At 63.6% G+C, this 21,000-nt stretch carries 20 protein-coding genes and 1 pseudogene; 11 read left to right on the top strand and 10 right to left on the bottom strand.

Annotation, left to right across the window (positions count from 1 at the left end; all coding sequences use genetic code 11):
* Positions 1–109 precede the first annotated feature (109 nt).
* Positions 110–287: pseudogene (locus U5A52_RS27810) on the bottom strand (integrase); the annotation flags it as partial.
* Between the two features lie 397 nt (positions 288–684).
* Here U5A52_RS27810 and U5A52_RS27805 point away from each other — a divergent pair.
* From U5A52_RS27805 to U5A52_RS27760, 10 genes are all read left to right on the top strand, one after another.
* A complete protein-coding gene (locus U5A52_RS27805; RefSeq protein WP_321936938.1) occupies positions 685–1,944 on the top strand; it encodes a glycosyltransferase family 87 protein in 1,260 nt (419 codons plus the stop codon).
* A gap of 421 nt (positions 1,945–2,365) precedes the next feature.
* Entirely contained in the window at positions 2,366–4,204 is a 1,839-nt protein-coding gene (atzF, locus tag U5A52_RS27800) for an allophanate hydrolase (protein WP_321936936.1), read from the top strand.
* A 46-nt stretch (positions 4,205–4,250) separates the two neighbouring features.
* Positions 4,251–5,348 (top strand): BMP family ABC transporter substrate-binding protein, encoded by a 1,098-nt coding sequence (locus U5A52_RS27795; RefSeq protein WP_321936934.1) that lies wholly within the window; start codon positions 4,251–4,253, stop codon positions 5,346–5,348.
* Between the two features lie 30 nt (positions 5,349–5,378).
* Positions 5,379–6,530: an ABC transporter permease gene (locus U5A52_RS27790; protein WP_321936932.1), complete on the top strand. Its 1,152-nt coding sequence runs from the start codon at positions 5,379–5,381 to the stop codon at positions 6,528–6,530.
* Positions 6,523–7,449 carry an ABC transporter permease gene (locus U5A52_RS27785; protein ID WP_321913251.1) on the top strand — a complete coding sequence of 309 codons (927 nt, stop codon included), beginning with the start codon at positions 6,523–6,525 and terminating at the stop codon, positions 7,447–7,449. Before U5A52_RS27790 ends, U5A52_RS27785 begins: the two co-directional genes overlap by 8 nt.
* A 75-nt stretch (positions 7,450–7,524) precedes the next feature.
* Positions 7,525–8,217: an isochorismatase family cysteine hydrolase gene (locus tag U5A52_RS27780; RefSeq protein ID WP_321913250.1), complete on the top strand. Its 693-nt coding sequence runs from the start codon at positions 7,525–7,527 to the stop codon at positions 8,215–8,217.
* A 2-nt stretch (positions 8,218–8,219) separates the two neighbouring features.
* Positions 8,220–9,833, top strand: coding sequence for an ABC transporter ATP-binding protein (locus U5A52_RS27775; RefSeq protein ID WP_321936931.1), 1,614 nt, complete (start codon positions 8,220–8,222; stop codon positions 9,831–9,833).
* Between the two features lie 44 nt (positions 9,834–9,877).
* Entirely contained in the window at positions 9,878–10,543 is a 666-nt protein-coding gene (locus U5A52_RS27770; RefSeq protein WP_321913248.1) for an isochorismatase family cysteine hydrolase, read from the top strand.
* Complete coding sequence (gene hpxZ / locus U5A52_RS27765) at positions 10,540–10,944, top strand: oxalurate catabolism protein HpxZ (RefSeq protein ID WP_321936930.1); 405 nt, start codon at positions 10,540–10,542, stop codon at positions 10,942–10,944. The genes U5A52_RS27770 and hpxZ overlap by 4 nt, the downstream gene beginning before the upstream one ends.
* An 83-nt stretch (positions 10,945–11,027) precedes the next feature.
* Positions 11,028–11,765 (top strand): GntR family transcriptional regulator, encoded by a 738-nt coding sequence (locus U5A52_RS27760; protein ID WP_415764028.1) that lies wholly within the window; start codon positions 11,028–11,030, stop codon positions 11,763–11,765.
* Positions 11,766–11,770: 5 nt separating this feature from the next.
* Here the strand turns inward: U5A52_RS27760 and U5A52_RS27755 are convergent, their stop codons facing one another.
* The 4 genes from U5A52_RS27755 to U5A52_RS27740 all read right to left on the bottom strand — a co-directional run bounded on the left by U5A52_RS27755 (position 11,771) and on the right by U5A52_RS27740 (position 16,414).
* Complete coding sequence (locus U5A52_RS27755) at positions 11,771–13,012, bottom strand: NADH-quinone oxidoreductase subunit F (protein ID WP_321936929.1); 1,242 nt, start codon at positions 13,010–13,012, stop codon at positions 11,771–11,773.
* A 19-nt stretch (positions 13,013–13,031) separates the two neighbouring features.
* A complete protein-coding gene (locus U5A52_RS27750; RefSeq protein WP_321913245.1) occupies positions 13,032–14,681 on the bottom strand; it encodes an FAD-dependent oxidoreductase in 1,650 nt (549 codons plus the stop codon).
* Positions 14,682–14,696: 15 nt separating this feature from the next.
* Entirely contained in the window at positions 14,697–15,335 is a 639-nt protein-coding gene (locus U5A52_RS27745; RefSeq protein WP_321913244.1) for a 4Fe-4S dicluster domain-containing protein, read from the bottom strand.
* A gap of 119 nt (positions 15,336–15,454) precedes the next feature.
* Entirely contained in the window at positions 15,455–16,414 is a 960-nt protein-coding gene (locus U5A52_RS27740; protein ID WP_321936927.1) for a DMT family transporter, read from the bottom strand.
* Between the two features lie 349 nt (positions 16,415–16,763).
* Between U5A52_RS27740 and U5A52_RS27735 the strand changes: the two genes are divergently transcribed.
* On the top strand, positions 16,764–18,092 hold the full coding sequence (locus U5A52_RS27735) for an FAD-dependent oxidoreductase (protein ID WP_321936926.1): 1,329 nt from the start codon (positions 16,764–16,766) through the stop codon (positions 18,090–18,092).
* Between the two features lie 27 nt (positions 18,093–18,119).
* Here the strand turns inward: U5A52_RS27735 and U5A52_RS27730 are convergent, their stop codons facing one another.
* From U5A52_RS27730 to U5A52_RS27710, 5 genes are all read right to left on the bottom strand, one after another.
* On the bottom strand, positions 18,120–18,974 hold the full coding sequence (locus U5A52_RS27730; protein ID WP_321936924.1) for a class I SAM-dependent methyltransferase: 855 nt from the start codon (positions 18,972–18,974) through the stop codon (positions 18,120–18,122).
* A 57-nt stretch (positions 18,975–19,031) separates the two neighbouring features.
* Positions 19,032–19,238, bottom strand: coding sequence for a hypothetical protein (locus U5A52_RS27725; protein ID WP_321913240.1), 207 nt, complete (start codon positions 19,236–19,238; stop codon positions 19,032–19,034).
* Positions 19,239–19,424: 186 nt separating this feature from the next.
* Positions 19,425–19,916, bottom strand: a complete 492-nt coding sequence (locus U5A52_RS27720; RefSeq protein WP_321913239.1) for a YbaK/EbsC family protein — start codon at positions 19,914–19,916, stop codon at positions 19,425–19,427.
* A gap of 142 nt (positions 19,917–20,058) precedes the next feature.
* Positions 20,059–20,427 (bottom strand): DUF190 domain-containing protein, encoded by a 369-nt coding sequence (locus U5A52_RS27715; protein ID WP_321913238.1) that lies wholly within the window; start codon positions 20,425–20,427, stop codon positions 20,059–20,061.
* A gap of 175 nt (positions 20,428–20,602) precedes the next feature.
* Complete coding sequence (locus tag U5A52_RS27710; protein WP_321936921.1) at positions 20,603–20,932, bottom strand: DUF190 domain-containing protein; 330 nt, start codon at positions 20,930–20,932, stop codon at positions 20,603–20,605.
* Positions 20,933–21,000 lie beyond the last annotated feature (68 nt).

The following is a 21,000-nucleotide window of genomic DNA, read 5'->3' as shown; positions in this document are numbered from 1 at the left end:
CAGACGTCTGCGCGCGGCCACGTACATTGCTCATGATGCGCGCGTTTCCGGAAAAGAGCAGACGTACGCCTGATGGCGGCAAACCTCCGTGCGGCGAGCATGGCAGTCACTGCAACGCGCGAAGTTTCCCTGTTCGGCGGTATATCAATGGCGTTTTTGGGCGACGCATCGCGTGCGTGCCGTACCCAGTATCATCAAGCCCGATGGAGGCGATCCGGCGGAGGGACCCTTCATGCGTATTACCGCGTCGAGCCATGCGGTGATACATACAGTCGACTCGGGAATAGCGGCTTCCTTGATCGCGCAACCAATTCTGTGCGCAATCAAGCCCCCTGTACGGCAGTTGCACTCCTGGACGCAAGTAAAAACTATGTGCTTGCCCGAACAGAGTGGGCTACGAGGTTCTGGAATATTTGAACGTGACGAGAGAGGCAGCAAATTTGCAACGCCCACTATGCGTAGTGAACAAGGCCAATAGCCGGGGGGAGACGGGGCAATGAATCGGCCGAGGTCTAGAAGAACTGAACCAAACGATCCGCCGCAATAATGCTCGAACTTTGCTCTTGTCCTTCTGCGATGCCGTGAGAACATGCACTGAATACATAAGGCGCCTGATTGCAGTTGCGCTGTTCTGACAACCTGCAGCCGGCGAACAGGAAGCGCCAGAGTGAATGGGGAGGAGCAGTGAATTACGCAAAAATGTGGGTATCGAATAAATTCCTGGTTCGTTTTGCGCTGCTGTGTTTCTACCCGATTGCCCTGTGGCAGATGGAGTATATTAAGTGGGTCCTCGAATCTGGCAAGCAATCATCGGAATGGTTGCTGCCCGGCGGTGATTTTCGCGTGTTCTGGTCCGCCGCCCATGTCGCGTTGGCTGGTGCGGGTCTTACCGTGTACGACTACGGTACATTTCATTGGGTCGAGGAACATTTTTTTGGTCCTATGCCTTATGGCGCCGGGTATATGCCATGGTGCTATCTCCCCGTTTTCCTGATGATCGTCACTCCGTTGGGCTTTTTCCCATTCTGGGTCGCATGTGCACTTTGGGATGGCCTGACGCTTGCATTGATGCTTTACGCGGTCTACCGGGTGTCGGATATGAGGCTGACAGGGCTGACTCACTCACAGTTTGCAATCGCGGCCATTTTCAGCCCCCCAATCTTTTTAACTTTGCTGACGGCGCAGAATGTCTTTTTGGTAAGTGGCTTGGCAATGCTGGCTGTATTGTGGGTCGGCGAGTTTCCCGTTTTGGCTGGACTGTGCGTTGGCCTGCTGGTAATCAAGCCACAATTTGCTGTGGCATTCCCATTCGTGTTGGCCGCCACTCGGGCCTGGAAAGCGTTTTTAGTTGCAATGGCAAGCGCGATAGTTCTCGTGGCGACCAGTGTTGCGGTCGAAGGATGGGGGGCATTGATGGCTACATGGAAGGCCTCCAGACAACTCCAGGATCTGACGATTGAGAACAGCTGGGGATATTGGCATGCCTCGCCCGGTATTATGGCTGCACTGCGGTTGACAGGATTTTCGGCAGGCATGGCACATGTCGCGTGGGCGTTATGCGCGCTTGTCGCGATCATGGGCGTAGTTCACGTATGGAAAAAATCCCGAGATCGCTGCCTGCGGGCAGGCGCTCTGGCCGCGTCTGTTCTTCTCATCTCTCCGTATGCCTGGCACTATGAATTGACATGGCTAGGGATTTCTTCTCTATGTCTCTATTCTATGGCGGCAAGGAGCGGCTGGCTGAAATGGGAGCAAACGCTTTTCTTGCTCGCGTGGCTTATGCCGATTTATAACTATATAAAAATTCAATGTCCTGGCCTTCCAATATTGATACCAATTGAACCGTTGGTTTGCTTGCTTTTTTTGTTAATCTTCTTGAGAAGGTGTCGTTTAGAGCGTGAGCTAGAGGGAATCCCCTTAGCATTGGACAGGGTGCATGCATAAGCTATTCGTCTGGCTTCGCGGGCTTGCCTCGGAACCCGCCCACAAAGAGAGGCCGCCCTCCCGCGAACACGCGACTCCAAGAGGCAAGCCGAACCACAACTACCAAAGCATTTGCGTTTTCAGCGCCCTGATCCGCGCCAGCGCTGCGGTGCTTATCGCCGCTACCACCACAGCCGTGCAGCAAGAGCCCCCTCTCCAGCCTTTGAAGGACTTTGCAAGGTCTTGCACGATGTGCGGGATGCATGCACCACCGCGGGCACATTTGCGACCCATTCCGGATCAAGTCCGGTTCAGCACACGCCCGCTGCCCGGCATCCTCTTCCCCCTGAAACCCTTGTCCCGCAAGCCCCTCAGGCAACAACCGGCGTGATGGCACAGTTACTGCTAACTTGAGTTCAAACTTGTATTCAAGATTGAACTCATGTCTAAAGACGCACGTTTCAGGGTCCGTGTCCTGCTCGACTCCTATGCCCGCAAAAGCGCAACGCCCCGCGAGGTCGTCGAGACGTTGATCGCCCGTATCGCGGCCGCGAGGCGCCCAGAAGTCTGGTTGTCGCGTGTGAGCGAGGACGACCTCGCCCGCCGCGCCGCCGAACTCGACGAAGCGTACGCGCGCCTCGGCGCTGTGGTCTTCGAGCGGATGCCGCTCTTCGGCGTACCGTTCGCCGTGAAGGACAACATCGACGTTGCCGGCATGCCCACCACTGCGGCTTGCGACGCCTTCGCCTACACGCCTCGCACGTCGGCCTTTGCAGTCGACCGCCTGCTCGATGCGGGCGCCATCCTCGTCGGCAAGACGAACCTCGACCAGTTCGCGACGGGGCTCGTCGGCACGCGCTCGCCCTACGGCCGGGTGCGCCAGTTCGAATCCGATGCATACGTCTCCGGCGGATCGAGTTCGGGGTCGGCGGTCGCGGTTGCAACCGGGCTCGTCGCGTTCTCACTCGGCACGGACACTGCGGGTTCGGGGCGCGTACCCGCGGGCTTCAACGAACTCGTGGGTCTGAAGCCAACGCCGGGCCTCGTGAGCAAGCGCGGCGTGGTTCCGGCGTGCCGAAGCCTCGACTGTGTGTCGATCTTCGCGCACGACGTCGGCGACGCCTGGGAAGTCCTGTTGCAGATGGCCAAGTACGACGGGCACGATGACTACGCGCGCCGCGTGCCATCGCTTGGGCTGCCCCATGCAGCGCTGCGCTTCGCCGTGCCGGAGCCGCTGACATTCTTCGGCGACACGCAGGCGCAGCAGGCCTTTGCCGCCACGCTCGACACGCTTGCCACGCGCCTTGCGTTCACGCCGGTACACGTGCCGTTCGAGCCCATGCAGCGCACCGCGGCTCTCCTCTACGACGGCCCCTGGGTGGCAGAGCGGCGGGCCGCGCTCGGTTCGTTCTTCGAGGCGCATCGCGCCGATATCGATCCGGTTGTCGCCGAGGTCATCGCCAAAGCCGACAGCTATAGCGCCGTCGATGCGTTCAATGGTCAATACGCACTCGCCGCGTTACGCCGCGAAGTCGAAGCGATGTTCGAGGAAATCGATGTCCTCATCGTGCCGACCACGCCCACCCATCCGAGCTTCGACGATGTGCACGCGGACCCGATCGGCGCGAACAGCCAGCTAGGCGTGTACACCAACTTCGTGAATTTGCTCGACCTTTGTGCGCTTGCCGTGCCCGGTGTGCGTCGAGCGGACGGCCTGCCGGCAGGCGTCACGCTTATCGCCCCCGCAGGGGCCGACCAGCGGCTCGCCGTACTCGCTGCACAGATCCAGGCGATTTTCGTGCCTCACGCCGCGGCCGAAGACGCCGCCAGCATCGCCGCGAAACCCCTGCCCTTCGAGGAGCCAACGGTAACGCTCGCCGTCGTCGGCGCGCATCTGCGCGGGCAGCCCCTCTGCTGGCAACTGCTCGAGGCGGGCGCGCGGTTCATCCAGACAACCCGCACCACATCGCAGTACCGCCTCTATGCGCTCGCCGGCACGACACCGGCCAAGCCGGCGCTGGTGCGTACGCCGGACGAGCCGGGCCAGCCCATCGAGATCGAACTCTGGGAAGTGCCGCTGCGCACCTTCGGCGCCTTTGTTGCCCGCGTGCCGGCACCGCTGGGCATCGGCAGTGTACAGACAGCCGACGGGTTGATCGTCAAAGGCTTCATCTGCGAGCCTGCGGCTGTCGGGCCGGGAAGTGGCGCACGCGACATCACCGAATTCGGTGGCTGGCGCGCATGGCTCGCCACCGCGGTCGAGGTACACAAATCCGTTTGATATGCATGCCTAAATTTAACGAATCCAATTCGTGAGGAGTCCAGCCATGACCAACCGACGTCATTTTCTCAAGGGCGCGGGCGCCCTCGCCCTTGGCAGCGCTTTTCCATTCGACCTCGCCTTCGGCGCCGAACCGCTCACGGTCGGCGTGATCTACGTGGGTTCGCGCGGCGACTACGGCTACAACCAGGCCCAGGCGCAGGCGGCAGCCGTCATCAAGAAGCTGCCGGGCGTGAAGGTCGTCGAGGAAGAGAATGTGCCCGAGACCGTCGCCGCGCAAAAGACGATGGAGGCGATGATCGAGCAGGACGGCGCCACGCTGATCTTCGCGACCTCGTTCGGCTATTTCGATCCGCATGTGCTGAAGATGGCGGCCAAATACCCGAAGGTTCGCTTCGCACACTGCGGCGGCCTCTGGAAGAGCGGCAATCCGGCCAACATTTCGAGCTATTTTGGCTACATCGACGAATGCCAGTACCTGAACGGCGTCGTGGCGGGCCATGCGAGCAAAACGAAGAAGCTCGGCTTCGTCGCGGCCAAGCCAATTCCGCAGGTCCTGCGCAACATCAACTCGTTCACGCTGGGCGCGCAATCGGTCGATCCGTCGATCACGACGCATGTGATCTTCACGGGCGACTGGTCGATGCCGGTGAAAGAGGCGGAAGCCGCGAACAGCCTCGTCGATCAAGGTTGCGATGTCCTCACGTGCCACGTGGACGGCCCGAAGGTCGTGATCGAGACAGCGGAAAAGCGTGGCGCGATGAGCTGCGGCTACCACGCAAGCCAGGCGGCGCTGGCGCCGAAGGGCTATCTGACGGGTGCCGAATGGGACTGGGCCACGCCGTACAAGCTGCTCGTCACCAACGCACAAACGGGCAAGACGCAACCCAATATCCTGCGTGGCGGCCTGCGTGAAGGCTTCGTGAAGATGTCGCCGTATGGCGCGAAGGTGACCCCGGATGCCCGCACGAATGCCGATGCAATCAAGGCAAAAATGGTCGCGGGCGATTACGTGATCTTCAAGGGGCCGATGAAGGACAACAAGGGCGGCAGCGCCATTGCGTCCGGCACGAGTTACGCCCAGACCGATATCGCGCTCGAAAGCATGAACTATCTGGTTGCCGGTGTGGTTGGCCAGATCTGAGGATTGCTTGCGTCCTCACCAGGAGTCGTGATGTCCACTTCCCTTTCGCCGGTTCACGGGCGGCCGCGACTGCCCGCTGGCATTGCGCGTCTGGTGCTTGCCGTACTGCCTGCGTTGCCGACGCTATGCGCGATCGCCGCCACGCTGGTGCTGTTCGGCGCGTTCCTGCTCGTCCAGGGGCAGCCGGCCGTCGAGGCCCTTGACCTCATTGTCCAGGGCGCTTTCGGCTCGTCGTTCGCTTGGCAGAACACCTTGCTGCGCGCCGCGCCGCTCATGCTGACTGCCCTGTGCGTCGCGCTGCCCGCCCAGGTCGGCCTGATCGTGATCGGCGGCGAAGGTGCGCTCGCGCTCGGCGGGCTCGCGGCGGCCGTCGTGCCGCCATGCCTGCCGCACGCGACGCCCTGGTTCATCGCCACGCCCTTGATGGCCATCGCCGGCATGCTCGCGGGCGGTTTGTGGATCAGTGCGGTAGGCGCGATGCGTCAATCGCGCGGCGTCAATGAGACCATCAGCAGCCTGCTGATGTCGTATATCGCCATCGCGGTTTTCAAGTTTCTGGTCGAAGGGCCGCTGCGCGATCCCGCGAGCCTCAACAAGCCGTCGACGCTTCCCATCCCCGACGCCATGACCATCGGCTCGCTGCCGGGTCTTGACGTGCACTGGGGGCTCTTCTGGGGCGCGCTCGCGTGTCTCGCCGCCTGGGTGCTCGTGCGTCACAGCACGCTCGGCTTTGCGATGCGCATAACGGGCGGCAACGTGCGCGCGGCGCGCCTTGTTGGTTTGCCCGTGGGCGGACTCGCGCTCGCCGCCTGTGCGCTCGGCGGGGCATCGGCAGGACTTGCCGGGATGTTCGAAGTCGCGGCCGTGCAAGGCAGCGCGAATGCGTCGCTGCTTTCCGGCTACGGCTACGCAGGCATCCTGGTCGCGTTCGCGGCGCGGCAGAACCCGTTCGCCGTGATCGTGTGCGCGCTGATGGTCGGCGGCATCGAGGCGAGCGGCAGTCTGCTGCAACGCCGCCTCGACCTGCCCGACGCCGCCACGCTCGTGCTGCAGGGCCTGCTGTTCGCCAACCTGCTCGCGTGGGAGGCGCTCGCGCCTCGCCTCGCCGCCTGGCGCGTGAAGCTGCAGGCCGCCGCGCTCGACGCCTCTTCCGTCTCGCTGGAGCGTACTCATCATGTCTAGCCTCCACTCGCCTGTCGCGGTGTTGCTGCTCTCGCTGTTCGCGGGTGCCATTCGCGTGAGCACGCCCTATCTGTTCGTGAGCCTCGGCGAGTGCCTGACCGAGAAAGGCGGACGCGTGAATCTCGGCCTCGAAGGGATTCTCGTCTCCGGCGCCATGTGCGGGTATGCGGGCTCGTATCTCTCGGGCTCGCCGTGGATCGGCGTGCTCGCGGCGGCGGCGGCCGGTCTCGTGCTCGGCTGCCTGCACGGTCTCGTCTGCTCGCTGCCGCGGGTGTCCGATATCGCATTCGGCATCGCGCTCATGCTGTTCGGCACCGGCCTCGCGTTCTATCTCGGCAAGCCGTTTATCGAGCCGCAGGCGCCGATGCTCCCGTCGATCGATCTCGGCGCGTGGGCGGCCTCGCCGCAGGTGCACAACGCGCTGCACATCAACCTGCTGTTCGTGATCGGCGTCGTGCTTGCGGTCGCGCTGCAGTGGGGCCTTCGCTCGATGCGCTGGGGCATGACGCTGCGGCTCGTGGGCGAGAACGCCGAGAGCGCCCGCGCCATGGGCTACCCGGTCACGCGCGTGCGCGTGCTGGCGACGGCGGTGGGCGGCCTCTTCGCGGGCGTGGGCGGCGCCTATCTCTCGCTCGTCTATCCCGGCAGCTGGAACGAGGGACTGTCGAGCGGGCAGGGCCTCATGGCCGTCGCACTCGTGATCTTCGCGCGCTGGCAGCCGCTGCGCTGTCTCTGGGCGGCGCTGCTGTTCGGCGCCGCCGGCGCGCTTGGCCCGGCCCTGCAGGCAATCGGCGTGACGACCGGCTACTACCTCTTCAACGCCGCGCCTTACGTGCTGACGCTCGCGCTCATGATCGTCAACTGCCGGCCCGATCGCACGCTGACCGGCGCGCCGGGCGAACTGAGCCTCACGCGCTGAGCGTGAACGCCGCCTGAACGGCCGACCCGAATCGAGAATCGCGTGCGCCCGAAAGCGCACGCCCGGAGAACGAAAATGACCCAGTACATCGAAGCGCGTCCTTACCCCTGGCCCTACAACGGCGACCTGCGCCCGGACAACACGGCGCTCGTCATCATCGACATGCAGACCGACTTTTGCGGCTACGGCGGTTATGTGGACAAGATGGGCTACGACCTCTCGCTCACCCGCGCTCCGATCGAGCCGATCAAGCGCGTATTGGGCCTCATGCGCGAACTGGGCTTCACGATCATCCATACGCGCGAAGGGCATCGCCCGGATCTGTCCGATCTGCCCGCGAACAAGCGCTGGCGCAGCCGCCAGGCGGGCACGAATGGCGTGGGCATCGGCGACATCGGACCGTGCGGGCGCATTCTCGTGCGCGGGGAGCCTGGCTGGGAGATCATCGGCGAGCTGGCGCCACTGCCCGGTGAGATCGTCATCGACAAGCCAGGCAAGGGCTCGTTCTGCGCGACGGACCTGGAGCTGATCCTGCACACGCGCGGCATTGCCAACCTCGTGCTCACCGGTATCACCACCGACGTGTGCGTCCACACGACCATGCGCGAAGCGAATGACCGCGGTTTCGAATGCACCCTGCTCGCAGACTGCTGCGGGGCGACCGACAAGCGCAATCACGACGCGGCGCTCAACATGGTGCTGATGCAGGGAGGCGTGTTCGGCACGGTCTCCGATTCGGCGGCGCTCGTCGCTGCCCTGGAGCGCTGATCATGGCGAGCCCGGCGCGAGCGCTTGGCGTCGAGGTCATCGGCGCTACCAAGTCATTCGGTGCATTCCGCGCACTCGACGACGTCACGATCAAGGTGACGCCCGGGACCGTCCACGCCCTGCTCGGGGAAAACGGTGCGGGCAAGAGCACGCTCGTGAAAGGGCTCGTGGGCTACGGCGTGCTCGATCACGGCGCGATCCTGGCCGACGGACGCGAGGTGCACATTACGTCCCCGCGCGATGCCCAGGCGCTCGGCATCGGCATGGTCTACCAGCATTTCACGCTGGCGGCCGGGCTGAGCGTCGAGGAGAACCTGCTCCTCGCGCGCGGCAAGCTGCCGTGGAAGATCGACTGGGCGGCGCAGCGCAAGGCACTCGACGCGTTCATGCGGCGCATGCCGTTTCGCCTGGCGCTGGACGCGCCCGTGTCGTCCCTCGCGGCCGGTGAGAAACAGAAACTCGAGATCCTCAAGCAGCTGTATCTGGAACAGCGTTTCCTGATCCTCGACGAGCCGACGTCCGTGCTCACCCCTCAGGAAGCGGACGAAGTGCTCGGCCTCATGCGCAAGCTCGCCTCGTGCGGCGACCTCACGGTACTGATGATCACGCACAAGTTCCGCGAGGTGATGGCCTATGCAGACAACGTGACCGTGCTGCGCAAAGGACGCTTCGTCGCGACCTGCGCCGTTGCCAACACCAACCGCGACCAGTTGGCTGCCTGGATGATGGGCAGCGACGCGAGCCTCGAAGCGCGCGAAGGGGCCGCCGAAGACGCTGGCGAGGCGCGGCTTGCGCGCCGGACTCACTCGCCTGACGCCCCGGTACAGCTCTCGCTATCGAGCCTTTCGGTCCTAGACGACCGCGGCCACGCCGCAGTCCGCGAAGCCTCGATCTCGGTGCGGGCGGGAGAGATTCTCGGGCTCGCGGGCGTCTCCGGAAACGGCCAGAAGGAGCTGATCGAAGCGCTCGTTGGCCAGCGCAAGGTGGTCTCGGGCGAGATGCGTGTAGAGGGCGCGCCCTATGCCGCGACACGCGAGGAAATGACCCGGCTGCGGGTGTTCGCGCTTCCCGAGGAGCCGCTGCGCAACGCCTGCGTCGCGGGGATGAGCGTGGCGGAGAACATGGCGCTGCGCGATTTCGATCGCTCGCCGCTGCGGCGCTGGGGATGGTGGCTTGACCGTCGTGCGATGCGTGCGCGCGCCGAGCGGCTGATCGCCGAATTCAACGTGCGGCCGCCGCTGCCCGAACGCGCCATCGGCACGCTTTCCGGCGGCAATGTGCAGCGCGCCGTACTGGCACGCGAGCTAGGTCAGGAAGTGAACGTGCTGATCGTCGCCAATCCGGTGTTCGGACTCGACTTCGCCTCTGTGGCCGATATCCATGCCCGGATTCTCGCGGCTCGCGATGCCGGCGCGGCGGTCCTGCTCGTGAGCGAAGACCTCGACGAACTCCTGGAACTCGCCGACCGCATTGTCGTGATGGCCGAAGGCCGCCTCGTGTACGAGACGGCGGCGAGCGTTGCGGATCGCGTGGTGCTTGGACGTCACATGGCAGGCCATGGCGACGAAGGCAAGCCGCAGCCGGACGAGGCGACCGTGCTGCATGCAAGCGCCTGAGCCGACACTCGAACGACACACAGCACAAAGGGAGAAGGACAGCGATGACAACCATCGCCCGGGCCAAGCCCGTTCCGTTCACGTTCGACGCGCGCCACACGGCGCTCATCGTCATCGACATGCAGCGCGATTTCATCGAGCCAGGCGGCTTTGGCGAGGCGCTCGGCAACGACGTGTCGCTGCTTTCCGGCATCGTGCCGACGGTCGCGCGGCTGCTCGCCCACGCACGTTCCGAGGGCTGGCAGGTGGTACACACGCGTGAATCGCACGCACCCGACCTGTCCGATTGCCCACCGGCCAAACGCCTGCGCGGCACGCCGAATGCGCGCATTGGCGACGAAGGGCCGATGGGCCGCATCCTGGTGCGCGGCGAGCCCGGCAACGCAATCATCGATTCGCTGAGGCCACTCGATGGCGAACTCGTCATCGACAAGCCTGGCAAAGGCGCTTTTTACGCCACGCGCCTGGGCGAGGAACTGGCGATGCGGGACATCACGCACCTCGTGTTCGCGGGCGTGACAACCGAGGTCTGCGTGCAAACCTCGATGCGCGAAGCCAACGACCGAGGCTATGAATGCCTGCTGATCGAGGATGCAACGGCGAGCTACATTCCCGCGTTTCGCGAGGCCACGATTGCGATGATTCATTCGCAGGGCGGTATCGTCGGCTGGACGGCGCCGCTCGACGCCCTGCTGGAGGCAGCCCGATGACGCTCGAACTGAACCGGCCCGAAATTGTCGCGCAGGTGCAAGCGGCTTTCGAGGCTTACGAGCGCGCGCTTGTCGACAACGACGTCGAAACGATGAACGCACTCTTCTGGGACGCACCGGAAACCGTACGCTACGGCATCGCCGAAATTCAGCACGGCGGCGAGGCGATCCGCCGCTGGCGGGAGACCTGTGTGCCCGTGCCACGCTCGAGACGCCTGCATCGCACCGTGGTGACGACTTTCGGCGCCGACTATGCGACGGTGAGCACGGAGTTCACGAGCGACGCAACGCCGTTGACAGGCCGCCAGATGCAGACGTGGGCGCGGCTGCACAAGCAGGACGATACGTTCGGCGGCTGGATGATCGTGGCGGCGCACGTGAGCCTCATCGAACCTGTCTAAGCGCGGATAATAAGGAACCGGCTTTCGGCGCCCGCATTACACGGGCGCGCTGCAAAACTATCGACGTTTTCTACACCCGACTCATGAACGACTTGCCCGAAGCGGCCGCCGAGGCCTCCCCAGCATCTGGCGCGAAGATGGTCTATAGCGCGAACCCGCTTGCGGAACAGGTGTATCAGCTGATCAAGCAGGACATCTTCAACTTCCGCCTGTTTCCCGGCGACCGCTTTTCCGAAAACGACATCGCCCAGCATTACGGCGTGTCGCGCACGCCGGTGCGCGACGCGCTGTTCCGCCTGCTGCGCGAAGGGTATCTCGAGGTGGGATTCCGGCGTGGCTGGAAAGTCTGCGATATCGACTTCAACCGGCTCGACCAGCTCTACGACCTGCGCATCGTGCTCGAGCTGGCGGCGATCGAGCGGCTCCCCGGCGTCCCCCACCACGCCATGGACGCGCTGCGGGCCGTGTGGTGCATCGAGGAAAGCGAACGCAAAAGCGATCCGGCTGCCATGTTCGCACTGGACGAGGGCTTTCATCGCGGCCTCGTGAGCGCAGCGGGCAACGACGAGATGCTGCGCGTGCATAACGAGGTGACCGAACGTATCCGCATCGTGCGAAGACTCGATTTTCTCAAGGCGCATCGCACGAGCGCGACCTACGACGAGCATTCGACGATGCTCAATCTCATCGATCGCAGGAAGTTTGCCGAAGCGAGCATCCTGCTGCGCGCTCACATCACGCAAAGCAAGCTGGAGGTGCGAAAGATCACGCTGTCCATGCTCGCAACCGCACGCGATGAAAAGCTGCCTTTCGTGAGCTAGGCCAGCTAGATTAGAAGTGCTTCGTATTCTTCGCGGAACTGGTTGAGCGAGCTTTCCACGACAGTCACCGCGCCGTCGATGAGGCCGCAACGTCCGCTGCCCGGAAGAATGCGGCACAGGTTCTCCAGCGAATCGAGATCGGCGCGTACGCCGCGGCCCGTGTCGAGCCGGTTGAGAAGCCGCATCAACTGAAACGTCCCGCCCTTGCACGGCGGACACTGCCCACACGAGCCCTGGGCGAAAAAGCTCACGTACTCCGCGACCTTGCGCACGATGCTGGTGCCTTCCGAAACGACGATCATCGCGCCCGTGCCAAGACGCGAGCGGCGTTGCCGGACCGAGTCGAAGTCGAGCGCAACATCGAGTTCGCGTTTCGTCAGCAGGGTGTTGGAGGGGCCGCCGGTGAAGACCGCCTTGAACTCCTTGTCCTGCAGCATGCCGCCGCCGCACTCGAAGACGAGCGTCGCGAGGCTCGTGCCCATCGGCAGTTCGTACAGACCGGGACGCAAGACGTCGCCCGAGAGCGAGTAAAGCTTGGTTCCCGCGGCATCGCCAACGCCCAGGTCCCGATACCACTGTGCGCCATGGCGCAATATTCCCGGTACGTGAGCCAGCGTCTCCGTGTTGTTGACGATGGTCGGTGCGCCATGTACGCCCTGTTGTGCGGGGAATGGGGGTTTGCGCCGTGGAAACGGAAAGCCGCCCTCCACACTGGCAATGACCGCCGTTTCCTCTCCCCCTATGTACAGCCCCGAACTGGGGAGAACGCAAAGCGAGACGGTCCTTCCGATCACCTGTTCGATCGCCGTGAATAGAGGATGCTCGCGCCACTGCCGCACGGCTTCGCGCGTGACCGCGAGTGCCTGTTGCTCATGCGGGTTCACATAAAGCACGACGTGGTTGGCGCGCGTGGCGAGTGCGGCGATGAGCGCGCCTTCTATCACCTGGTGAGGCGTATGTTCCAGCAGAAAGCGGTCCTTGAAGGTGCCGGGCTCGTCTTCGTTGCCATTGCAGATGATGTACTTGTCCCCTTCTGGGGCAGCGGCAACCGGCGTCCATTTTCGATGCGTCGGGAATCCCGCGCCGCCCATGCCGCGCAAATCCGCCGCGGCAATCTCCGCAATGATCGCTTCTGGGTCTTGCAGCGCCCTCTCGAGTCCTTCACCGCCGCCGCGCGCGAGCCAGCCATCGAGATTCGCGCCTACGCGGATCTCATCGCGCAACAGAATCTGATTGAGCTTGTCCATTGGCGCTCCGTGGATCGCGTTACCGGATGCTGCGGGCCGCGCGTGCGCGTGCATCCGGGCGCAGGCTGGCGTCGGCCTGCAAATCGAAATGCGCGTAGTCGGGGAAGAGCTGCGGCGCCCTCATGTGCAACGGCAATCCAGCCAAAGTGAGTTCGCGCTGCCACGCGTGAACGTGCCCGATGCCCGCGCGACTGGCCATCGTGCGCGCCTTCGACGCTGCCGCTCTCGCCCCAGCCCGGCGGCCCATGCTCAGAATGTCGAGCAGGGCATTGCCCATCAGCCGGTTGCGCCCGTGGATCCCTCCTGTGACCTCTCCCGCGCAGTACAGGCCGGGCACGCTCGTCGCACCATGCTTGTCCACTGCGACGCCGCCGTTCTGATAGTGAAGTGTGGGATAAACAAGAAACGGCTGCCGTGCCGGATCGATACCGCACTTGTGCGCAAGGTGGCGCAACGTGACGAGACGTTGCGCCAGAATGCCCGGATTCTCCATTTCGAGCGTCGGCGTGTCGAGGAACACCCCGACCTGACCGTCGTGCGTGATGCCGCGCCCTTGCGCGCATTCGCGCAGGATTGCCGACGCCACCACGTCCCGCGCCTTGAGCTCGTCGACGAAACGTTCGCCTTCGCCGTTGATCAGCTTCGCCCCTGCGGAGCGCGCCGCCTCCGAGATCAGGCCGCCCGCCATGTGGGGCGGCCAGGCCACCCCGGTTGGGTGATACTGGAACGAGTCGAGCTCACGCAGCCGCGCGCCGATTCGATACGCCAGGACGAGGCCGTCGGCAGTTGCGCCGTAGTGGTTGGAGGTGGGAAAGGCATTCAAATGCAGCCGCCCCGCTCCGCCCGTGGCGAGAATCACGGCACGGGCTCGCACCAGCACGAAGGTCCGCCATTCGAGGTTGTAGAGCACGGCGCCCGCGCAGTTTCCGCGCTCGTCCGAGAGCAGTTCGACCACCGGGCAGCGGTTCCAGACCTCGATGCCGGCATCGAGGTCGACGGCCTCGCGCAGCACGCGCATCATCTCGAGCCCGGTGTAGTCCCGATACGAGAGAATGCGCGCCGCCGAGGCGCCACCGGGCTTCTTGCGCAACAGGTTGCCGCCGATCGGCCGGTCGTCCTCGAGATCGAACATCATGCCGAGCTGGATGAGCCAGCGAATCACATCGGGGCCGTCCATCACCATTTGCGCGACGAGCTCAGGGTCGCCGCAGAAGTGGCCGGCACGCAATGTGTCTTCGAAGTGCAGCTGGGGGCTGTCGTCCTCCCCCACGGCCGCCTGGATTCCCCCCTCCGCCATCACGGTGTTGCTGTCGCCCAGGCGCAGCTTGCAGGCAAGCATGACCTGCGCGCCCTCTTTCGCCGCGGTGAGCGCCGCAGCGCACCCTGCGCCACCGCCGCCGACGACCAGCACGTCGGTATGCACGAGCTGCGCGCCGGCCAGGTCGACGTCGTCGATCAACGCGTTGGCCTGCAACTGGCGCGCGAGATCCGGCTGGCAGGACTCGCCCCGGTTCACACCAACGGCCAGGGCCACGCGCGCATTCGGCCCGTGGTCGGGGTGATAGCCCTTGAGGAGATCGTCGACGGCTTGGCCGTCCGCACGCAGCACGGGCGCAACGCCGGCGCGGTAGCGCAGAAGCGCGTTTTCGTAAGGGATGCCGATAGACATGTTCGTAGGGAGCGGTCAACGTGGCGGCTGCGCGCCTGGTGCGTCGAAGTCGATCTTCATTTCGCCGCGTTCGATCTGCTGCAGCCTGCGGATAAGATTGGCCGGACGCAGCGAGTGAGCCGCAATCATGCGTCTCACGAACAGGCCGAGATGGTTGGGCCGAATGTGCTCGGGACAAGCGAGCGTGCAGAGGTTGCACATGACGCATTCGTCGAAAACCTGACTGGATGCGTCGAGCCTGCCCTCCACCGCCAGGTTCACACCACGCTGGACTTCGAGGCCTTTCGGACAGGCGCGGTCACAGCCGCTGCAATGGCGGCAATGGGACGCTTCCGGGAATATTTCGGACATGGTGCGTAGCGCCTGCCAGCTATCGCCGAGGTCCTCCATGCGATACACGTGGCGCGCAGGCGTCGTCAGGTAATCGAGGAATGCGACCTGCATGCCTTCTTCGACCAGCGTCTCGCACGCGAGTACGGTCTTGACCTCCGGCTCACCGCTGCGCCGAACCATGACGCGACAGGACCCGCACACACCTTGCCCCATGCAACCGACGCCTTCGACGAGCGTCTGGCCAGCATGCACAAAGGCCTGCAGGATCGAGCAGGTGGCCGGCGCTTCCAGCTCGCGCCCCTCAATGCTCAGGCAAACCATATTCGGTCTCCTTGCGGCACATCGGCGCCGCACTGGCGAACCCACGGAAAACGTCATATGAACCTTAGCACAACGCCGGTTGTAGCCATGCGCAGGTCGCATGCGCGTGAGGTATCGATCTAAGTGACGACCTCCTGCGCCTCGACCGCCGACGAAGGCAGAACTTTAAGCGCGAGGACGACCCCGCAGACAATGGCTCCGACGCCGACTGCCTCGTTGAACGTCGGCCATCGGCGACTCGCCACCAGACCGAACGACGTGGCGAACACGGTTTCCGTGACGATAAGCTGACCCGCGAGCCCAATCGGAAGCCGCTTTGACGCAATCGTCCATGCCCACGAACCGGCAATCGACCCCACCGCGGCGAGCACCAGGGAGCTGAGGAGGATGATCCCGAACGACGGCCATTGCAATCCGAGGCTGGCGAAGTTCAGTAGTGAAAGATGCGTGGCCACAGGAACGAATAACGCGATTTCGATTGCGCCACCGATCATCATCATCGCTGTCCATTTGCGCGGGTCCATCGTCGGGCGTTTTTTGAGTGCGTTCCGATTCGACAGTGCGAACGCTGTCCACAGCGAGACTGCCCCGAATGAAATCGCGACTCCGGCGATCACGCTTGCCGACAAGCCGTTGAGTGCCGCGATGAGCCCGGGCCAGTTCACCATTACCAGCCCCAACGCTATGAAGCCTAGCGGCAGGCTCAACACTCTCCACGACGTGGCTTGTGGGCCCTGGCTGCCGGCGATGGCCAACACCACGGGCACAGTTGCGACGATGGCGGGCGGGATAATCGGGCCGGCGAACCGTACAGCTGCCATGATGGTCACGAAATAGCCAACATACCCGACGAAACCGAGCCACGCGGCGACCAGCCAGTCACCTGTGGCCGTGCGTGCGCCCCGGTCCTTCACCGCCACGAACAACAGCAGGCCCAAAATTCCTGAGAGCAGGAAGCGTGTCACGGCCATGTCGTAAATGGTGTAGGGGCCAACGACATACGGGGCCACGAAATTCAGTGACCACGAGAAGGCTGCAAAAACGGCGGCCGCGACGCCGATCAAAAACTGCGCTTGCATACTTATTCTCCGAAGTCGCCTGTAACGAGGTTATCGACTACGGACCTGGCGGCATTCCAGAATAAGGCAGATAGTTGTCCAGGAACGACAACCAATTACAGCGCGTCCGCCGGAGTCCGCATCGGCTCATCACGCTGCCGGAACTGCTTCTTCGGCATCCTGAATACTCTCACCTAGGCTGTCTTTTTGCCGAAATCGTGGCTGTCTGTTACGACCGGGCGCTCTCGCGCAGGCAAACAGCCTCGCGGCCAGCGCGCGACCTGCACCGCTCGCAAGTTCGAGTGCGAGTTGACAGCTCACCGAATTGTGGTCTGTCAAAGCATGCAAGCTGCATAATGGCGATGGACGAATGCGCGACCAGGTGCACTGGCGCCTGTTCATTCGATGCCGGTTTACTAACGTCATTCGCGGCGGAGGTCTACAGATGACACCGTGCAGCTACGACGTCGTGATCGCGGGCGGCGGCCTTGGCGGCGCCGCGCTTGGCCGCGCACTGGCGGGCGCCGGGGCGCACACGCTCATTGTCGAGCGCGAAACGTTGTTCAAGGACCGCGTGCGTGGCGAAGGCATCTTCCCGTGGGGCGTGGTCGAAGCCAGTACGCTCGGGATTGAACGCCTGCTTCTCGACGATGGGGCGCACGTGGTGCCCTTCTGGAAGAAATACACGGGACCGGGTCATATGGATTGCCGGGACCTTGCCGCCACTACCCCCGCACACACTGCGTGTCTGAACTTTTTTCACCCGGCGATGCAGCGCACCCTGCTGGACGCGGCAGAAGCATCGGGGGCAATTGTGCTGCGTGGAGCCGAGGTGGTAGGCGTCGAACCCGGTGATGTGCCGGGCAAGGCGCCGGTTGCCGAGATACGCACGAACGAAGGCAAACATTGGGCGAAAGCGCGCCTCGTCGTGGGCGCTGACGGTCGCAGGTCGGTAGTGCGCCGGACCGCGGGCTTTTCGCTTAATCAGGACGCCGGACGACTGGTTGTTGCCGGGGTTTTGTGTGAAGGGCTGGATGCTCCAGAAGACGCGATCCACCACTTCCAGTGCCCGGCATTGGGACAGTCCGCACTGATCTATCCAATCGGCCGTCAGCGATTTCGCACGTATTTTGTCTCACGGGTCGGGCAGCTTGCGCGGCCCATCAGCGGAAACGGCCACATCGGCGAATTCGTCGATGCGTGTGTCGACACGAGCGTGCCGCGCGACTGGTTCGAACACGCGCGCGTCATTGGCCCGCTTGCGTCATATCCCGGTGCCGATAGCTGGGTCGATCATCCCTGCAACGGCGGCGTGGTGCTGATTGGGGACGCCGCGGCGGCCAGTGACCCGGCGTGGGGAGGAGGGCTGTCGTTGACGCTGCGTGACGTCAGGGTGCTGCTTCACCGTTTGCTTGCGGGTGATGACTGGGAAGCCGCTGCGCACGCATATGCTTTTGAGCACGACCGGTACTACGGCGCGCTGCACCGTGTGCACGATTGGCTCGCCCAACTGCTGTACGAACGCGGAAAGATCGCTGATGAGCGCCGCGCCCGTGTTCTGCCCTGTCTCGCGATGGAGCCCGATCGCATGCCCGATATCAGAGGGATGGGGCCCGAGGCTCCGTCGGACGAAACGGCGCGTCGGCGTTTTTTCGTCGAGGATGGCATCTTGCCGCGCGCTGAAAGGGGCACAGCCTGATCGGTACGGCAGCTGGCCAACGCTCATTCAAGCGGGCGTGCTGCTGATTAACCACATCGCGCCGGGCAACCGCACTCTCGCACCGTCCGCATAGGGCGCAAGCGCCTCGCGAACCGATGCGGTGGCGGCAGAGATAATCTCCGCTGGCTGATTGCGCAACCAACTATTCACCGCGCCGATCTGGGTTGACTGAACCACCGCCTCCTCCAGCCCACGGCCAGCGGCGATATCGAGGTCCATGTCGAGCTTCTCGAAGTGCGGTGGCGCCCAGCCGGCCGCCGTGGCAACCTCGGTCACGTGGTTCCGATCGGCGAAGGCGAACATTCCGGGCGCGTTGGGCACCGGCTGCGGCCTCGGCGGCAGGTGCCGCGCAGCCGCGGTCATCGGCACTTCCATCCACGGGTTTTCGGCCAGCGCGCGCCAGCACACGAGCGCCATGCGCGCGTCCGGCGCGGCGGCCCGGCGCATATTGGCAAATGCCGCCACCCGGTCGCCGAAGAACATCACGCCAAACGCGGAAATCAGCAAATCGTATTCGTCCAGCGCGGCCGTTGCCGGATCCGTGTGCCGCCAATCGACATTGGCGATGCCGGCGGCGCTCGCGCGCCTTTTACCCTCAGCAAGCATTGGCCCGGAAATGTCCAGCCCCGCCACGCGGCCGGCCGAACCCACGGCGCGCGCGAACTCCAGTGTGGGCGCGCCACAACCGCAGCCGATATCCACCACCCGCTCTCCGGCATGCGGTGCGGCAAAGGCAAGCAAGGCGTTTGTCACCGGCGCGAGCGTGATGTCGGTGTGCGCCTGTCGCGCCACCCAGATGTCGCCGCCGTTCCCGTTCCAGAAGGCAAGCATGTCGGCGTTGATCTCTTCGGGCGAGGCCATCCGGGTTCTCCTACGGGGCGGGTGAGCACGTCGCGGCTTCGCCGAACGCCGGATTTTCTAGTATTCCTTAATTAAACGGGCCAGCGACTCTGCCTCTCGCGCAATGGCTTCGTCTGCCGATACGCCATCGTTGATCCATAGCTGGACGGTATCCACGAACGCTTTTTGTGCCGCGCCGCACAACTGGGTGATACGGATTCGATAAACGCCATCGAAGCTGAACACCTCCAGACGCCCTTCGTACTCACGCGCATAGAACTTCATCGTTCGCTCCTTGAGTCGCCGCCGTGCGTTCCTTCGATGCCGCGGGTATCGCCGCCGCGCCCTGGCGTCCTGCCGCCCATTCGTACGAGCACGAGCACGCCCATTCGTCGCGCAAGATCTGCACGCGAACGTGGGAGTTTTACCGCTACGTCGACTTTCAATGCGCGGCGGCCCCGCACCGCTCACTCACGCGCGGCCACTCATGCCTCGCATGCGCCTTGCAAAATGGGCACGCTCCGCGTCGTCCATCAGCGCCAGAAACTCGTCCGCCTCCATATGGACCAGCTCTTCGTGATCGCCCGCCTCGAAGTAGATGTCCGGCTGCCCCGCCAGGTTCGCTTCGAGATAGGTTTTCATGCCATACGCCCCGCAGATTGGCGGCAGCGCCCCAGCATCGCAGTCCTTGAACAGCTCGCGCAGATCGGCTTCTGTCGCGAGGGCGAGCCTGCGGCCTGTCTTGTTCCAAAGCTCCGACAATTGCACGGCATAGGTCGAGGGCAGTACGACGGCCACATAGCCGTGCTCGTCTTCGAGCAGTACGGTTTTTGCAAGGCGGTCGCCGGGAATGTGCGCTGCCGCAGCGCTTTCCATGCTCGAATGACTGTATGGGTGGCGCACGATTTCGTAGCGTGAGCCCTTGCTGCGCAGGCGTTCCTGCAGAGTGGTCGACATCGACATGGCACACCTCCTGTCGAATGCGTAGAAGAAAACCAGCCGCTAGTCACCACTTCAGAATAGTTCACACGCGCGTGAATAGCACGCCGGCGCCGCCGCCGCAGATTCGCAGTACGAAGACCTGGCGGCGCATGTTGTGAAGTGACTATTTCGGCTTATGACCGAATAGGGAAAAGCGCGCTTTCCCTGCCTGCTGCGAGTCCGCACCGAGCACCCCAAACTCGACGGGAAACCGCGTGTAGAAGACGTGAACGTGCTCAGCTTCAACGGCGTCGAGCATGCGCTGCGCCTCGTCTTCCGTGACGGCGAGAATAACCTGCACCGGTTGGTCAGCGAGATTCAGCAGATGCGCCCCATGATGTGCGCCGGCATGCCCAGTCCCCTCCGCGCAGTTGATCACTGTGACGCCGTGGATTCCCAGGCGGCCCGCTTCGTGAAGCAGCCATTCGCACACCGTCCGATGTCCGTGATGGCGGTCATGTTCGGTGTAAAACGTAAGCTGAAAGCCGTTCATGCCCTCCTCCACGCGCGGGAGACCGCTGAGCAGAAGCTGCAGCCGGAAGGTCCTTCGGTGCCGACCCGGCACCGAAGGACCTTCAATCCATTCTAGTGCAAGGGTCTGGCGCCGACATGTGCTGCATTGCAGCGCACGCGCGCGACATAGGGCACAAGCTCAGCGTGTTCTGTCCTCAGTCCGCAGCTTTCGTTCCAAGCGTGGCGTATTCGATTCGCGTACGCGTATAAAAGAGGGGAACACCGCCGCCGTTGAGCTTGTCGAGCAGGTTGTCAATCTGCGCATCTCCGGCGATAAGGGTGACGGCGACCGACTGTTCCGCAAGCTCGAAAAAGCGAGCCGCATGATATTTTCCCTTGTGGTCTACACCTTCGGCTACCTCGACCACCGTGGCGCCATGAATGTCCGCATGCCTGGCTTCCTCAAGTATCCAGTCAACGACCGAAAGGTGCCGGACGCGATGACTCTGATTAGCCGCATAGATGGTCAGTTGACTACCTTGCATAAACACCTCCTGATCAAGTTAATGAACTGTGCCGGGCCAAAAGCCAGAGAAGCGACGACGCCCCGCTG

Source organism: Paraburkholderia sp. J8-2 (assembly GCF_905220195.1).
Taxonomy (GTDB): Bacteria; Pseudomonadota; Gammaproteobacteria; order Burkholderiales; family Burkholderiaceae; genus Paraburkholderia.
Note: the sequence above shows the minus strand (reverse complement) of the source record. Positions and strands in the feature narration are given on the sequence as shown.

Excerpts from the sequence above, each read along its gene's own strand:
- U5A52_RS27715 (WP_321913238.1), bottom strand. The coding sequence starts at position 20,427 with ATGAACGGCTTTCAGCTTACGTTTTACACCGAACATGACCGCCATCAC.
- U5A52_RS27750 (WP_321913245.1), bottom strand. The coding sequence starts at position 14,681 with ATGTCTATCGGCATCCCTTACGAAAACGCGCTTCTGCGCTACCGCGCC.
- U5A52_RS27720 (WP_321913239.1), bottom strand. The coding sequence starts at position 19,916 with ATGTCGATGTCGACCACTCTGCAGGAACGCCTGCGCAGCAAGGGCTCA.
- U5A52_RS27735 (WP_321936926.1), top strand. The coding sequence starts at position 16,764 with ATGCGCGACCAGGTGCACTGGCGCCTGTTCATTCGATGCCGGTTTACT.
- U5A52_RS27760 (WP_415764028.1), top strand. The coding sequence starts at position 11,028 with ATGAACGACTTGCCCGAAGCGGCCGCCGAGGCCTCCCCAGCATCTGGC.
- atzF (WP_321936936.1), top strand. The coding sequence starts at position 2,366 with ATGTCTAAAGACGCACGTTTCAGGGTCCGTGTCCTGCTCGACTCCTAT.
- U5A52_RS27795 (WP_321936934.1), top strand. The coding sequence starts at position 4,251 with ATGACCAACCGACGTCATTTTCTCAAGGGCGCGGGCGCCCTCGCCCTT.
- U5A52_RS27775 (WP_321936931.1), top strand. The coding sequence starts at position 8,220 with ATGGCGAGCCCGGCGCGAGCGCTTGGCGTCGAGGTCATCGGCGCTACC.
- U5A52_RS27755 (WP_321936929.1), bottom strand. The coding sequence starts at position 13,012 with ATGGACAAGCTCAATCAGATTCTGTTGCGCGATGAGATCCGCGTAGGC.
- U5A52_RS27740 (WP_321936927.1), bottom strand. The coding sequence starts at position 16,414 with ATGCAAGCGCAGTTTTTGATCGGCGTCGCGGCCGCCGTTTTTGCAGCC.
- hpxZ (WP_321936930.1), top strand. The coding sequence starts at position 10,540 with ATGACGCTCGAACTGAACCGGCCCGAAATTGTCGCGCAGGTGCAAGCG.
- U5A52_RS27770 (WP_321913248.1), top strand. The coding sequence starts at position 9,878 with ATGACAACCATCGCCCGGGCCAAGCCCGTTCCGTTCACGTTCGACGCG.
- U5A52_RS27780 (WP_321913250.1), top strand. The coding sequence starts at position 7,525 with ATGACCCAGTACATCGAAGCGCGTCCTTACCCCTGGCCCTACAACGGC.
- U5A52_RS27745 (WP_321913244.1), bottom strand. The coding sequence starts at position 15,335 with ATGGTTTGCCTGAGCATTGAGGGGCGCGAGCTGGAAGCGCCGGCCACC.
- U5A52_RS27730 (WP_321936924.1), bottom strand. The coding sequence starts at position 18,974 with ATGGCCTCGCCCGAAGAGATCAACGCCGACATGCTTGCCTTCTGGAAC.
- U5A52_RS27710 (WP_321936921.1), bottom strand. The coding sequence starts at position 20,932 with ATGCAAGGTAGTCAACTGACCATCTATGCGGCTAATCAGAGTCATCGC.
- U5A52_RS27725 (WP_321913240.1), bottom strand. The coding sequence starts at position 19,238 with ATGAAGTTCTATGCGCGTGAGTACGAAGGGCGTCTGGAGGTGTTCAGC.
- U5A52_RS27790 (WP_321936932.1), top strand. The coding sequence starts at position 5,379 with ATGTCCACTTCCCTTTCGCCGGTTCACGGGCGGCCGCGACTGCCCGCT.
- U5A52_RS27785 (WP_321913251.1), top strand. The coding sequence starts at position 6,523 with ATGTCTAGCCTCCACTCGCCTGTCGCGGTGTTGCTGCTCTCGCTGTTC.